Annotated in this window: 12 protein-coding genes; all 12 read left to right on the top strand. The window is 40.8% G+C overall.

The window, feature by feature from the left end; genetic code table 11:
• Nucleotides 1-19: 19 nt before the first annotated feature.
• Nucleotides 20-2,161: an SF1B family DNA helicase RecD2 gene (gene recD2 / locus BUB67_RS09465; protein ID WP_238457009.1), complete on the top strand. Its 2,142-nt coding sequence runs from the start codon at nt 20-22 to the stop codon at nt 2,159-2,161.
• A gap of 383 nt (nt 2,162-2,544) precedes the next feature.
• Nucleotides 2,545-3,423 carry a tyrosine-type recombinase/integrase gene (locus BUB67_RS09460; protein WP_073239177.1) on the top strand — a complete coding sequence of 293 codons (879 nt, stop codon included), beginning with the start codon at nt 2,545-2,547 and terminating at the stop codon, nt 3,421-3,423.
• 40 nt (nt 3,424-3,463) lie between these two features.
• Nucleotides 3,464-4,375 (top strand): 3'-5' exoribonuclease YhaM family protein, encoded by a 912-nt coding sequence (locus BUB67_RS09455; RefSeq protein WP_073239175.1) that lies wholly within the window; start codon nt 3,464-3,466, stop codon nt 4,373-4,375.
• 33 nt (nt 4,376-4,408) lie between these two features.
• Nucleotides 4,409-4,846, top strand: coding sequence for a topoisomerase DNA-binding C4 zinc finger domain-containing protein (locus BUB67_RS09450; RefSeq protein WP_073239173.1), 438 nt, complete (start codon nt 4,409-4,411; stop codon nt 4,844-4,846).
• A gap of 128 nt (nt 4,847-4,974) precedes the next feature.
• Nucleotides 4,975-6,999, top strand: coding sequence for a type I restriction-modification system subunit M (locus tag BUB67_RS09445; RefSeq protein WP_073239171.1), 2,025 nt, complete (start codon nt 4,975-4,977; stop codon nt 6,997-6,999).
• Nucleotides 6,989-8,341 carry a restriction endonuclease subunit S gene (locus BUB67_RS09440; protein WP_200798159.1) on the top strand — a complete coding sequence of 451 codons (1,353 nt, stop codon included), beginning with the start codon at nt 6,989-6,991 and terminating at the stop codon, nt 8,339-8,341. Before BUB67_RS09445 ends, BUB67_RS09440 begins: the two co-directional genes overlap by 11 nt.
• A gap of 1 nt (nt 8,342) precedes the next feature.
• Complete coding sequence (locus BUB67_RS09435) at nt 8,343-11,333, top strand: type I restriction endonuclease subunit R (protein ID WP_073239169.1); 2,991 nt, start codon at nt 8,343-8,345, stop codon at nt 11,331-11,333.
• A 33-nt stretch (nt 11,334-11,366) separates the two neighbouring features.
• Nucleotides 11,367-12,254, top strand: a complete 888-nt coding sequence (locus BUB67_RS09430; RefSeq protein ID WP_073239167.1) for a thermonuclease family protein — start codon at nt 11,367-11,369, stop codon at nt 12,252-12,254.
• Between the two features lie 262 nt (nt 12,255-12,516).
• Complete coding sequence (locus BUB67_RS09425; protein WP_143157035.1) at nt 12,517-13,053, top strand: hypothetical protein; 537 nt, start codon at nt 12,517-12,519, stop codon at nt 13,051-13,053.
• Nucleotides 13,040-13,753 (top strand): hypothetical protein, encoded by a 714-nt coding sequence (locus BUB67_RS09420; RefSeq protein ID WP_073239163.1) that lies wholly within the window; start codon nt 13,040-13,042, stop codon nt 13,751-13,753. The genes BUB67_RS09425 and BUB67_RS09420 overlap by 14 nt, the downstream gene beginning before the upstream one ends.
• A 327-nt stretch (nt 13,754-14,080) precedes the next feature.
• On the top strand, nt 14,081-14,896 hold the full coding sequence (locus BUB67_RS09415; protein ID WP_073239161.1) for a hypothetical protein: 816 nt from the start codon (nt 14,081-14,083) through the stop codon (nt 14,894-14,896).
• A gap of 200 nt (nt 14,897-15,096) precedes the next feature.
• The coding region (locus BUB67_RS09410; RefSeq protein ID WP_073239256.1) for a MerR family DNA-binding transcriptional regulator at nt 15,097-15,337 on the top strand (241 nt) is incomplete at its 3' end.

Here is a 15,337-nt window from a genome sequence, read left to right as displayed (position 1 = left end):
GAAAGGGGAGAGTTAAAAGTTGTGTCCTGATGAGAGTCCTGATAAGATTACTTACCACGGACTGGTTGAGAGGGTTATTTTTAGTTCTGATGAGTTTACTATTTTCAAATTTCTCCCCAAGGCAGATAAAAAAAACAATTCTTTTGTTGCTTTAGGGAACTTAGCAGTTAAGGAAAACGATAAACTGGTAATCTCTGGCGAATGGGTCAATCATGCGAAATATGGTAAACAATTAAAAATAACATCCTGGGAAAAAATGATTCCCTCTGACCGGGCTACTGCTATTGAATACCTTTCATCCGGGCTTATTAAAGGCGTAGGGAAGCGAATCGCTACAAAAATTGTTGACCAGTTAGGGCCTAACGCTGTTAACATCATTTTGGAAAACCCTAACTGCCTAATGGAAGTTAAAGGACTTGGTAAAAAAGCAGAAGCCATTGCCCGTTCGGTATTGGAAAATTATGAACTGCAAAAGATTGTCAAATACCTGCGTGATTATGGATTAACTAATAAAATAGCAATCAGGGCATATAAAACCTTTGGGCGCATGGTGGTTGAGTACGTTAAGCGAAATCCTTATTGTTTGACGCAAGTTCAAGGAATAGGTTTTGACCGGGCTGATGCAATAGCTGAGAATTTGGGTATTGCTAAGAACTCACCTGACCGTATTAAGGGCTGTATTTTATTTGTCCTGGAAGAAGCACTTTGGAATAACGGCCATTGTTACTTGACTAAAGAACAATTAATTGACCGGTGCCTGGAGTTGTTAAATAAAAAAGACCTTATTTATGTAGAAGCCGGCGACCTTGAGGCTCCCTTAAAAGAATTAGAACAGCTTCACATTGAGGAGGATCGGGTTAGCCTGGATTGGGTCAGACAAAAAGAAATCCAAATCTTTAAAGAAATTGAAAGACTACTAATTCAATTCCCAAAGATACCTGTATTGGGCCGAACACTTTTATATGAGTCCGCAGAACGTCAAAAAACCCACAACCCCACATTTACTTTATCTGATGAGCAGAGAGAAGCTGTTGCAATGGTGATGAGAAACGGTCTTTCGGTGCTTACAGGTGGCCCCGGTACCGGTAAAACCCAAACTGTTAAGGCTATTGTTTCAATTTATCGTCAGATTTACCCCAAGGAAGCTATTGCCCTGGCAGCTCCCACCGGTAGGGCCGCAAGGAGAATGGCAGAAGTAACGGGAATGGAGGCTCAAACCCTTCACAGACTCTTAGGTATCGGCAAGGAGGGGAAACCTACATTAGAAGAACCCCTTCCCTATGGATTAATAATCGTCGATGAATCATCCATGATTGATATTTTAATGGCTCATTGGTTACTGAAAAACGTAAGAACAGGAACCAGACTTCTTTTTGTAGGGGATGCAGACCAACTCCCAAGTGTAGGCCCCGGTAGATTCCTGGCAGATATTTTAAAGAGCGATGTTCCCAAAGTTATGTTAAAAAAAGTTTTTCGCCAGGCGGCTGAATCAATGATTATTACAAATGCCCATAGGGTCAATAAAGGACAAATGGTTAGTATCAACCATTACAGGGATGACTTCGTACTGGTAGACCGGGAAAATCCGGAGGATGTCCAGAAAGCCATTCTAACCTTTCTTGAAAAGTACCCTGATGCCCAGGTGTTGACCCCTATGAAAAAAGGGATTATCGGCACACATGAGCTTAATAGATTGGCGCAAGAAAGGTTAAATCCAACGGGCAAAGAACTGGTATATGGTTCTACAAAATATAAAGTAGGGGACAGGGTGATCCAGACCCAAAATGATTACGAACGGGAAGTAATGAACGGCGATATGGGCATTATCACCAGCATAGAGGATGGCGAGGTAACAGTTGAGTTTTACGATAAAAAGGCTTCTTACTCAAATGGGGACCTGGCAAACTTAGAACTGGCATATGCAATTAGTATCCACAAAAGTCAGGGCAGCGAGTTTCCTACAGTGATTATACCGGTACACACAACCCATTGGATTATGTTAGCCCGAAATCTTATTTATACTGCCATTACCCGGGCCAAGAAAAAAGTTATTTTAGTTGGTAATTATAAGGCTTTGGGTATTGCCATTAAAAATAATAAACCTATTGAAAGAAACACCCTTTTAAAGAAATTGCTGGGGGATACGAATTTGTATAATTAATTTATGGTATGTTTATGAGGAAGGTGCAACAAATATGATCATCTCAGACAAGGTTTTTGATGTACCTATAAGGGTTTGAAACCTGTCTGTGATTACCTTTAGTGTTTGCTTATTCCCCCTCGTTTTTGATGTACCTATAAGGGTTTGAAACTTTGAATTTCAGGTTAAACAAATGTTGGCAGCAAAAAGTTTTTGATGTACCTATAAGGGTTTGAAACGAACTTAACCATCCCAGGGCTGAAGCCAGGGGCATCCACGCGGCAGAAAGGGTTGGTGATGTGTCGTGAGTAGAATAAACATATAGAATAAACTGGCATTTATTCCACTCACAGGGTGGGTGTATAATTAATTTGTTAGTAAAAAGGGGGTGCTAAGAGCAAGAAATGAGTGGAATAAACTTATTGACCGATTTTTTACAGCATACCCGTTACCAAAAAGGTAACTCGGAAAAGAGTATCGCAACCTACCGCCGGTGTCTTAACTCATTCTTTAAATGGTATTCTGAAACGAACGGACGTTACCCGGAACCCAATGACATAACATCAGTAGACCTTCGGGAATATCAGAATTTTTTACAAAACATCAAAGGACTAAAGGCAAACACAATTAATCTTTATATGAAAACAATCCGGCTGTACCTGGAATGGTTGTTGGAAAAAGAATTAATAGGCCGTATGCCCAGTTTTCCGAAAAATATTAAAATACAGCAAACTCAACCCAAAGCGCTAACGCGAAATGAACAGAACAGGGTGATTAGGGAAGTAGAACGTTCGGGCAATATTCGTAATATCGCCATAATCCGGCTGTTGCTTTCGTGCGGTTTACGGTTAAGTGAACTTATATCGCTTGAATTGTCGCAGCTGGACTTAGGTGAACGGCACGGGTTCATGACCATTATTGGTAAAGGGGGAAAGGTAAGAAAGGTTCCGGTCCCGCCCGAAGCCAGGAAAGCAGTATTTGATTGGCTGGCTGAACGGGAGAAGAAGGGGATTAACAGCAACTATCTTTTCCCCGGCCGGCTTGGTGGACATATTTCTAAAAGCCAGGTCTCAAATATCATAGATAACCTGGGCCACTTTGCCAGGCTGGAATTACACCCGCATATATTCAGGCACACTTGCGCCACTAATTTGGTTCGTTCTAATATTGATCTGGTGACAGTTGCTACTATATTGGGGCACTCAAACCTGTCTACTACAAAAGTTTATACTCTGCCTGATGAAAAGACTATGGCGGCCGCCCTGGAACAGGCAGAAGTATAAATGAGGGTAAGTTTAAAATAGCAGAGAAAGGAGAAAAAATTTGAGCCTACTTTCCAATCTGAAGCTAAACAACAATATAGAGGGCCTTTTGGCAGTTAAATCCGCCCAGGTACTAAAGACCAGAACCGGGGACAAAATGTACCTTAATCTGCAGCTGACCGATGGGTGCAATGAAATAGCAGCCAAACACTGGGACTATGAAGGCGAGACCCCTACTGCAAAGGTACTCTACATTAAGGCAACGGTAGGGGAGTATAGAGGAGAGTTCCAGCTTATCATAACCTCGTTCCGGCCGGCAACACCAGAAGAATACGACCCAAAACAATTTCTGCCGGTCTGTCCTGTTCCTTTAGAAGAATTATGGAAACGTTGGGATATTCTTGCTTCCCAGGTTAAAAACAGCCAGTTAATTAATTTGCTCACCTTGGTTAAGGAGAAGCACGGAGAAAGGTTTGCGGAAGCACCTGGTGCTGTCACACACCATCATGCCTGCATAGGGGGATGCCTGCAGCATAGCGTAAGTGTTGCGGAAATGGCTAATTCTATGTGGCAGCCCGGGCTAAACAGGGATTTGTTAATTGTAGGGGGGGTGCTTCACGATATTGGCAAGATGATTGCTTATGATTGGTCTGAAGGCGTTCTGGCCATGTCCGATGAAGGCCAGTTTCTCGACCATATTATGATTGGTGGGTTCCTGCTGCGGGATCTGGCTAAAGAGGCAGGGGTGGAATGGAAGTTAACAGTTAAGTTATTGCATATTGTGGCCAGCCATCACGGTCAACTGGAATACGGTTCGCCGGTTGTTCCTAAAATTCCGGAAGCGTACATCATTCACCATTGTGATATGATTGACGCCAACGTTGAAAAGATGTTAAAAGTCCGGGAAAAGGCAGAGGGCTCCTGGGCGAAGGTGTATGGGTTGGGGTATGTCTATACAGAGACACTTAAATAAATTATACATTACCCAAAAGTAGGTGAATTGAATATGACTTACATAAAAAAAGAAAAAGCCTTTAATCTAACAGCAACCAAATTGAAACATTGGCATCATTATGCAAAACATATAAATAACCCAGACTGCATTTTCTGTACGTGTGATATGTACAAAATAGCAGAGTTTTTAAAAGAACAAGGCTTTGAAGTTCTTGATGTTGGTCACGCATGGGTAAAAATTAAAGCGGAGAAAAATTATAAGCCTTTTCACGGTGGAACTACAGATGAAATAAACCTGTTATTTAATATTATTTCTGGTAAAAAAGCTGTTCAAGACCAAGTAAAAATAAAAACAGAGGAATTGAGAAAAAATAATGAGCCAATGATTTGTCCGCAATGTGGCAAAACACTTAAAGTAAGAAATGGTCCCTATGGTTTTTTCTTAGGTTGTACTGGATACCCAAAGTGTAGATATACAAAAAACATATGAACAAGTTTACCATAAATTTATTGACCAAAATTAAGCCCGGCAGTGGCGGGCTGACGCCCACGCCGCGTTTCCTCCCCATGCCTAAAGGGCAGGGGTATCTACGCGATAGAAAGGAATGGTGATATATAGTGGATAACTTTCAAGACAAAGTAAATTTTATTTGGACAATTGCGGAACTCTTAAGAGGACCTTATAAAAAGGAACAGTACGGAGATATAATCCTTCCTATGGCAGTGTTGCGCCGTTTTGACTGCGTGCTGTCTCCTACAAAAGATGAAGTCCTCAAGAAATACGAGGAGCTTAAAAAAATGGGGCTGCACAACATGGACCCCATCCTCAATAAAATATCGGGGCAAAACTTTCACAATATAAGTAAGTATTATTTTGAAAAGCTCCTGGCCGATCCCGACAATATCGCTGCTAATTTACGCAACTACATCAACGGCTTTTCCAAAGGAGCCAGAGAAATCATCGAATACTTCGATTTTGACAAGCAAATCACCAAATTGAATGATAACAACCTCCTTTACCTGGTGGTATCAGAATTTGCCAAAGTAGATTTTCACCCTGAAACAGTAAGCAATACCGAAATGGGCTATATCTTTGAAGAACTCATCCGCCGTTTTTCCGAACACGGCGAAGCTGGCGACCACTATACGCCAAGGGAAGTTATTAAGCTGATGGTCAATATTCTTCTAAACGAAGACAACGAGGAACTTACTCAAAAAGGACTGATTGTGACTGTCTACGACTGCTGTGCAGGTACAGGCGGAATGCTTTCGGTAGCTGAAAATTACATGCGGGAACTGAACCCTGATATCCAGGTGGAACTTTTCGGGCAGGAAATCAACCCCCAGTCCTACGCCATCTGCAAAGCAGATATGCTCATCAAAGGACAAAATGCTGAAAATATCATTTTAGGCGATAGCTTTACCCATGACGGACACAAGGACAAGAAATTCCGCTACATGCTGACTAATCCGCCTTTCGGTGTGGACTGGAAAAAACAGGAGAAGTTTATTAAAAAAGAATGCGAAACCCAGGGCTTTAACGGCAGGTTTGGCGCAGGCACTCCCAGGGTATCGGACGGTTCTTTGCTTTTCCTGCAGCACCTCATTTCCAAAATGCGGGATGACGAAAAGGGCAGCCGCATTGCCATCATCTTCAACGGCTCCCCCCTCTTTACAGGGGATGCAGGCTCTGGAGAATCGGAAATCCGCCGTTGGATTATTGAGAACGATATGCTGGAAGGCGTTATTGCCTTACCCGACCAGCTTTTTTACAACACGGGCATCTCCACCTACATCTGGATTCTTACCAACCGCAAAAACGCCGACCCGAAAAAAGGCCCCGTGCGGCAAGGCAAAATCCAGCTTGTTGACGCCACAAGTTTTTATCAGAAAATGCGCAAGAGCCTCGGCAACAAACGCAATAAAATAACGGAAGAACAGATTAGGGAAATCACCCGCATTTACGGGGAATTTAAAGAGAATGAATACTGCAAGATATTTGATAATGAAGACTTCGGCTATCGGAAAATTACAGTGGAAAGGCCCCTGCGCCTAAACTTCATGGTGAGCAATGAACGGATTGAAAACCTGAAAAATGAACCAAAATTTATCAAACTTGCTGAGTCAAAAAAGAAGGGTTCTGCTGCCCTGCAGGAAATAGAAGAAGGTAATGCGCTGCAAAAGAGGATAATTGAGATACTACACTCAATGGATCAGACCAGGCTGTATAGGAACAGGGACGAATTTATCAAAGCATTAAAGAAAGCATTTAAAGAAGGGGGACTTCCTCTTGACAATAGCCTTTTAAAAGTCCTGCTTTCAGGGCTTTTGGAAAAAGATGAGACCGCCGACATCTGCACTGACAGCAAGGGCAAGCCTGAACCTGATCCCGACCTGCGGGATACCGAAAATGTGCCCCTAAAAGAGGACATTTATGCCTACTTTGAACGTGAAGTCAAGCCCCATGTGCCCGATGCCTGGATAGATGAAAGTAAGACCAAAATCGGTTACGAAATTCCGTTTACAAGGCATTTTTACAAATACCAGCCCCTGCGCCCGTCGGAGGAAATATTGAAGGAAATTGTGGAGCTGGAAGAGAGAATAAGGGAGAAGCTGGAGAAGGTGATAGGCAATGGCTTATAAGAGGTATGAGAAATATAAAGATTCGGGCGTGGAGTGGATTGGGGAGATACCAGAACACTGGAATATTACAAAATTAGGATATAGAGCAAGAATGATTGTTCCAATGAGAGATAAGCCTACAGAATTTAATGGTGATATACCTTGGATTAGAATAGAAGATGTTGATGGTAAATATATTGAGGATTCAAAATCAGAGCAAAGAGTTTCAAAAGAATTAGTTAAGAAAATGAATCTTAAGGTATATCCTATTGGGACTGTTTTATGTACGTGTAGTTGTAATATGGGGACAACGGTTATTGTTAAAAGACCACTCATATCGAATCAAACTTTTATAGGAATAGTGCCTATTAAAGATTTAGATTCTATTTTTTTATACTATGCCATTAATGCAAGTTCAAAAAGACTGCAGCATCTTGGTGAAGGTGCAATACAGCAGTATCTATCAAGGCATGATTTTGAACATTTTAAATTGGCATTTCCTCATAAAAACGAACAAAGAGCCATTGCCGATTTCCTCGACCAAAAAACAGCGCAAATTGACAGCCTTATTGCCGATAAGGAAAAACTGATCCAGCTTCTGCAGAAAAAGCGGCAGGCGATTATCAGTGAAGCTGTTACTCAAGGGCTTAACAAGAATGTGCCCATGAAGGATTCGGGCGTAGAGTGGATTGGGGAAATACCAGAACATTGGGAAGTGAAAAGGATTAAACATTTGCTTGTTAGCAAAAAAGATGCAATTAAACCAGGGCCTTTTGGTAGCCAATTAAAATCTGAAGAAATGAAAGAAGGAGAAATTAAGGTATATAACCAGAGAAATGTTTTAGACAATGATTTTATAAATGGAGATAACTATACATCATATGAAAAATATAAAGAGTTGCGGGCTTTCACTGTATATCCTGGCGATATTCTTGTTACTACAAGGGGAACTATCGGAAAGGTAGGAATATTGCCTCAAGATTGTGAAATAGGAATACTACATCCCTGTTTAATAAGACTACAAGTTGATAATTCAAAGATTATTTCTGAATACCTTCAACTTATTTTCAATAATACAAATATCGTGAGTAACCAGCTATTTTATCAAAGCAATGCTACAACAATTGAAGTTATTTATTCGGATACTTTGAAAAATATTGCTATACCCTTGCCTAATGTTCAAGAACAAATGTTAATATTAGAAAATATTAATAAAATCTATATACTTTTTGACGGATTAATAAAAAACATCCAAACCCAAATCGCCAAATTCAAAGAATACCGCCAGTCCCTTATTTCCGAAGCCGTTACAGGTAAAATTGATGTGAGGGACTTTACTCCAAATACGGAAGGAGTGGCATAAAATGCCTAAAACACCCGTAGAGCTTTCCGAAAAAGGTTTTGAAGAATATGTAGAAGAGTGCCTGTTAAAAGGCGGATATATCAAAGGCGATCCCGCCGATTTCGACAGGGAATACGCCATTGACACCAAAATGCTGTTTAACTTCCTGGAGGACACCCAGCCAAAAAAGATCCAGAAGTTTAAGGAAGCATATAAAGACCAATATAAAGCGAAAATTCTCTACCGCTTAAATCAGGAACTTGCTAATCGGGGTATGGTGGATGTCTTACGGCACGGTATCAGGGATTACACCGCCAACCTCGATCTGGCATACTTTAAGCCTGCCAGCGGTTTGAACGCCGAAATGATTGAGCTATATAACAAGAACAGGATTTCGGTAACAAGACAGGTTCACTACAGCACTAAAAACGAAAACAGTGTGGATATGGTCATCTTTATCAACGGCTTGCCTGTTGTAGTGCTGGAGCTTAAAAACGCTTTCACGGGGCAGTCTTATGAAGACGCCATCCGCCAGTACAGAAAAGACAGAAGCCCCAACGAGATTCTTTTTCAATTTAAAAAGCGGGCGGTGGTCTGCTTTGCCGTAGATACCGACGAAGCATACATGACCACAAAAATTGCGGGCGAAAAGACAGTCTTCCTGCCTTTTAACAAAGGTTGTAACGGTGGCAAGGGCAACCCCGAAAACCCTGATGGTCTTAAAACCGACTACCTCTGGAATGAAGTGCTGCAGAAGGACATCCTACTGGACATTGTCCAGAAATTTGTTTTCCTCAAAAAAGAAGAACTCAAAGACGATAAAGGCAAAAAACACATCAAGGAAACATTGATTTTTCCACGCTATCACCAGTTGGATGCCGTAAGGAAACTGGAGCAGGATGCAAAGGAAAAATGCGCAGGGCAGAATTACCTCATCCAGCACAGTGCAGGGTCAGGAAAAACCAATACCATTTCCTGGCTTGCCCACCGTCTGGCAAACCTGCATGATAATCAAGACAATTCGGTATTTGATACCGTTGTGGTCATTACCGACAGGCGGGTGTTGGACAAACAGCTTCAGGAAAGCATCTACCAATTGGAACACAAATACGGGGTTGTTCAGAAAATTGATAAGGATTCCAGCCAGCTTGCCGAAGCACTGAAGGGCGGGGCAAGGATCATTGTTTCCACCCTGCAGAAATTTCCTTTTATCCTCGATAAAGTGGCAGAGTTTGAAAAACGCAGGTATGCCGTTATAATTGACGAAGCACATTCCAGTTCCGCTGGAGAGAATATGGGTGCTTTGAAGGAAGTTCTGTCGGCAAACTCTTTGGAAGAAGCTCAACGTTTGGACGAAGAAGCAGAAAACAAATACGAAGATGCTGATGAAAAAATCTTAAATACACTGAAAAAACGGGGACCTCAGAGCAATATCAGTTTCTTTGCCTTTACTGCTACCCCCAAGGCAAAGACCCTGGAGTTGTTCGGCACCAAAGATCCTGACGGTCTGCCTCATCCCTTCCATCTTTATTCTATGCGTCAGGCTATTGAAGAAGGCTTTATCCTCGATGTCCTGCAGAACTATGTAACCTATGAGACTTACTACAAGATCGCCAAAAAAATAGAGGACGATCCAGCTTTCGATAAAGCGAAAGCCACCAAAGCCCTGACTCGTTTTGTCAGCCTTCATCCCCACAATATTGCCCAGAAAACGGAAATCATGGTGGAGCATTTCCGCAATATCACCATGCACAAGATCGGCGGCAGGGCTAAGGCAATGGTAGTAACCAGTTCAAGGCTGCATGCTGTAAGGTATAAATTGGCTTTTGATGATTACATCAGAAAAAAAGGTTATAAGGATTTGAAAACCTTAGTGGCTTTTTCGGGAACAGTGCAGGACGGAGGAATTGATTATACAGAATCCCAAATGAACAATATCAGGGAAACTGAGCTTCCTGCCAAATTTGAAACAGACGAATACCAAGTTCTTTTAGTGGCAGAAAAATACCAGACAGGTTTTGATCAGCCATTGCTCCACACCATGTATGTGGACAAGAAACTTTCAGGAGTAAAGGCGGTGCAGACCCTCTCCAGGCTCAACCGCACATGCCCTGGCAAAAATGATACGTTTATATTAGATTTTGTCAACAAGGCAGAGGATATTCAGGAAGCCTTTAAGCCTTACTATGAAAAAACAATTGTGGAAGAAACCACTGATCCCAACCTAGTCTATGACCTGCAAACAAAACTGGATGCATACAGTGTATATCTGAAAGAAGAAGTAACGAAATTTGCAAAGCTTTACTATAAACCTGACGGGGAGAAAACTTCCCGTGACAGGGCAAAAATGAATTCAATTATTGATGCTGGCGTGAAACGTTTTAAAGAGCTTTCCGAAGACACGGGGAATGATTTTAACAGTCAAGCTGTGAAATTCACCAGATTGTATTCCTTCCTGCTCCAAATCACACCCTTTGAAGATGTGGAGCTTTTTAAGCTGTACCTGTACCTGACTTATCTTTTGAAGAAACTCCCCAAAAGCAAAACTTCCCGCATAGATTTAACGGATAAAGTGGCTTTAGAATACTATACGAACAAAAAAACTTTCGAGGGAAGCCTTTCGCTTTGTCCTAAGGATAATACCATACCTTTGACGCCAGTCAGGTTTGTTGGTAATGGAAAAACAGAAGAACAAAAGGAACAGCTTTCCACCATTATTGAACAGCTTAATAAACGTTTCGGTACTGATTTTACTCCAGCAGAACAGTTATCGGTGGAACAGATTAAAGAAGATTTTACCCGTGATGCGGAAATGGTTACTAAAGCAAAAAATAATACTATAGAAGATTTCCGCTATGCTTTTCAAAAGGCATTTATGGGTAAGGTAGTTGATAGGATGAGTCAGAATGAAAAATTCTTTATGAAAATACTTGATGATGAACAATTTGCCAATGCCTTAATGGAATTTTTACTCCCTAAAGTTTATGAGAAACTGCACAATGTGGAAATATAAGCGGAAAACTTCGTAAAAAGAGGAGATAATTTTATGGAATTAAGACGATTCAATTTTATCTATAACAAGGTAAAAGGTACCTGGTGCATAAGTCTAACCTTCATTGTTTTAATGCTTTTTACTGTAGTCTTCAGTGGTTGTGGAAGTACTTCTACCAGTGAGGTAAAACAGATGAGTTTAGCTGCCGGAGCACAGCAGGTATCCCTGGCGGCTCAAACCCAAACTAAAACTACCACCACTGTGCAGGGAGAAAATAAAACCCTACCACTACTTAAAGCCACTGTCACCCGGGTGATAGACGGTGATACCGTACACGTCAGTATCAACGGCCGGGATGAAACGGTGCGCATGATTGGGGTTAATACCCCGGAAACCCACCACCCCAGTAAACCAGTGGAATATTATGGACCCGAGGCAGAAAAATTTACCCGCTCGCAACTGGATGGTAAACAAATCTGGTTGCAAAAGGATGTTCAGGAAAGGGATAAATACGGGCGATTGCTGGCTTATATCTGGTTGGAGCAGCCGGCTTCCGATAGTGAGTCGGAGGTGCGGGCTAAGATGTACAACGCCAAGCTGTTGCTGGACGGTTACGCCCAGGTTATGACCATTCCGCCCAACGTCAAGTATGCCGATCTTTTCGTAAAACTACAGCGGGAAGCAAGAGAAGGTGGCCGCGGCCTCTGGAGCAGCGGCGGCCAGTACTCCCAGGGCCAGGGGCAGACCGCCCAGTCTGCTCCAATGTCTTTGTCCAAAGGCCCCGGCCCCAACGGAGAAACCATTAAAGGTAATATCAATAGTAAAGGGGAGAAGATTTACCACGTCCCCGGTGGACGGTATTATGATAAAACCATACCCGAGGCCTGGTTCTTCACCGAGGAAGAGGCACAGGCAGCCGGTTACCGCAGGAGTAAGGTTTAGTCTTTTTATCATCTTTTCAGCAGAAGACCGCCGCTTCTACAAGCGGCGGAATCTCCCGCCTCTATAGGCGGGAGTAGTTCAATATCTTAAAAGTAAGTAAATTTTCAATGCAGGACAGTAAACGCAATAAAACAAGAGGTAGTGTAATTTGTATCAGATGCAAAGAATAAAATGGAAATTTACAAATAAGGATATAAACAGTAAAATGTCAATATATACATGTACCATGTTGCATGGAATTTTTCTTAAGGGGGGTGCGGTTATGAAGAGTATTTTCCTTTACGAACAAGATTGGCGGAAAATATCTAATAACGCTTCCCCAGGTATTTATAATTTTAACTGCTGTAATCTTGTAGGAATTGATACCTTAAAGATAGAAAAAAAAGAACGTATATCTCTGGTTAAATCTGTTGGGTTACGAGAGGTACACATTCTACAGAGATGGTTTGCAGAACTAATCATACATGCACCTAAGCTAGGAATATTTATAAAAAAAGTTAATCTTACAAATCTTAATGATCAATCAGAAGAAATATGTGACATTAACAATTTTATAGAAACAAGAAATTATACCGGATTGCTTGATTACATTATTGAGCTTAACCAGGAGTATGGAACAGAGATCAAGTCAATAGTATTTGTTTATAGAAATGTAGAATTCAAAATTACTTCAACCGGGGTGCTGGAGACTTACTCAACCGAACAAGATTTTCAACGATTGTTAAGTGATAATTTACTTTGGCCGGTTATTGTTGGTCAAAGCAGGTATCTTCAAGAGGGCCTAAATGAAAATACTTAAAAATAGTTTTCCCCAACTGCCTATAGAAATTTTAAAATTTTTGATTGCCTTTAGTGCATACTTATTGGACCCTAGCACAGCAGCTTTTGCTAACGTTGCTAGGGTTTCAGTTGTTACTTTGGTGGCGATGTCGCTTTATTTTGTTGTATCATATTTCAAATATTTTACACGACCATTAATTATATCAATATCACTAGAAAATAAAGTAACAGGTGAAGATAGAACAAACTACTTTTATTATACTCTTAATAGTGAAGCTGAAAGGACTGTCAGGGTAGAAATAAAGATTAAGAAAAGTAGTAGTTTATTTTCATGGATTGCGCTTAGGATGCTTAAAGGAAAGCCATGCGGTATCATTGTAAACACTGTTCCAGAAGATTATTTTACCTTAATACCAGAAGTAAATCATTTAATTAGAAGATATTCTAGTGGTTTTATTATTGACTTATCCGAAATGGTTAAGCAGTTATTAGGGAAAGGGCAAGGAACCCTCACAAGGTGTTTTGAGTTTATAATTGCAGAAAACAGAGATGCTGATATAAATTGTAATTGTGATGTTAGCATAATGCCAGAATATGCTATTGATAAAAAATCAATTTCTTTTCTACACAGGTTGATTTATGATGTTAATGATAGAGATAGTAAACATCTTATTAAGTTTTATAGAGACTATAATGGTTTAAAGAAAGAAATCATGTAGGAGCCAGGATTAGTCAGATTGAATAACATCCTTAAGGGCACAGACCCAGCATAGGAGCATGACTGACAACCACCTCATGGGCAGGCAGAACGAAGAAATTTAGGGCCATGACCCTGTGAGAAATGGGAGGGTACGCCGCCGGAGAGTATGTGGATTCCAATGGCCGCAATAACTTAAAAAGGACGCAGTTTTGTTGGTATACACATTCACATCCATAATAATACATTAATGTAAAACTTGACCATAAATCTTGTCCTTGAAAATGTGAAAATCTAAGATCCAGCGAGATATCTTTAGAAAATGCAAGATTATAGAGGGAGGTAACTAATGTTTGACGGTAAAAAGAAAAAGGTTCAGCAATGGATACTTGAAAATCATACGTCATTAGATACTGTGATACCTCTATTAAATAGGGACTATAGAGAAACCAAAGAAGACATAGGTATTACTTTTAACCATGCATGGATCCCTTCAGACGGGAATGCCACGGTTACTCAATCTTCAATTGTTGAGTTTAATGTTAATGGTGAGTTAGTTCGTTGCTTACCGGCATATGCAAAAGTAGAATTCTTGAATGTTAAAAAGGAACAAGCTCCAAATGTATCGAGGGACATAGCAGTTGGTGTTCATTTAGCATCTGTGTTGTTTGTTGAACTTAATGGCTCTGTCAAGATTTTAGTAGCTTCATCGGATAATTTTTTCCCCAAAATAAGATCAAAACTACTAAAAAGAACACATAACCGTACAGTATTATGGGGACCCACAATTTTCAATGGGATTAATCTGTCTAAAGAATTTTTTTATTGGTTAATGAGTATGAAGGGTCAGCAGGTACAACTCGGTACTGAAATTTATACAATTTATGATTTGGATGCATTCAACTGCTCAACGGAAAGGCAGCAACATGAGTATGAAGGTACCGGTCAGAGTTTAGATAGACAGGCCCCAGTTAATACAATGATCAGCGTAAATAATTCCTTTACTGGCTTGGGTATTAAAATCGGTAATGCCACAAACGTAATTAGATTTATTTTAAGAAATAGTTTGGAAACAGAAATAAACTTTGTAGACTGTCATTTATTGACCAATAATGGAATTGATTTTTATAACAGAAGTGAACAGTCCCTTTTTGAATTAAGGTGATATCTATTATAAACAGATAAACAGTTGATGTTAATTCTATAATTTTGATAAAATAACAACCTTTAGAAAATGAAACAACGAGGCCCTGGGCGTCGTTATCAGTTGGCAGATGCCAACGCAGTGAATTGAGGAGGTTCGTAACAGCTACCTTATTTCCGACAATACTTGATAAAACATAACAAATATAATACAATAAACTTATGGAACTATTAACCATAAGCAAAGCGGCAAAGAAATTAGGTGTACATCCGAACAGCCTGCGCAACTGGGAGAAGCAAGGTTTGATCAAGCCTGTCCGTTTACCTGGCGGTCAGCGTCGGTATTCCATGGACGAACTAAACAGGCTTTTGCAATCCGGCCAACTGGACGCCGGGCAGGAAGGCGTCGTCCTGTACGCCCGGGTGTCCACCAAAAAGCAGGCGGATGCCGGCAACTTAAACA

Origin of the sequence: Desulforamulus putei DSM 12395 (assembly GCF_900129195.1) — a bacterium.
Lineage (GTDB): Bacteria > Bacillota > Desulfotomaculia > Desulfotomaculales > Desulfotomaculaceae > Desulfotomaculum > Desulfotomaculum putei.
Note: the sequence above shows the minus strand (reverse complement) of the source record. Positions and strands in the feature narration are given on the sequence as shown.

Coding starts and splice junctions, on each gene's coding strand:
- BUB67_RS09415 (WP_073239161.1), top strand. CDS start 14,081: ATGTTTGACGGTAAAAAGAAAAAGGTTCAGCAATGGATACTTGAAAAT.
- BUB67_RS09420 (WP_073239163.1), top strand. CDS start 13,040: ATGAAAATACTTAAAAATAGTTTTCCCCAACTGCCTATAGAAATTTTA.
- BUB67_RS09450 (WP_073239173.1), top strand. CDS start 4,409: ATGACTTACATAAAAAAAGAAAAAGCCTTTAATCTAACAGCAACCAAA.
- BUB67_RS09435 (WP_073239169.1), top strand. CDS start 8,343: ATGCCTAAAACACCCGTAGAGCTTTCCGAAAAAGGTTTTGAAGAATAT.
- BUB67_RS09460 (WP_073239177.1), top strand. CDS start 2,545: ATGAGTGGAATAAACTTATTGACCGATTTTTTACAGCATACCCGTTAC.
- BUB67_RS09425 (WP_143157035.1), top strand. CDS start 12,517: ATGAAGAGTATTTTCCTTTACGAACAAGATTGGCGGAAAATATCTAAT.
- BUB67_RS09440 (WP_200798159.1), top strand. CDS start 6,989: ATGGCTTATAAGAGGTATGAGAAATATAAAGATTCGGGCGTGGAGTGG.
- BUB67_RS09430 (WP_073239167.1), top strand. CDS start 11,367: ATGGAATTAAGACGATTCAATTTTATCTATAACAAGGTAAAAGGTACC.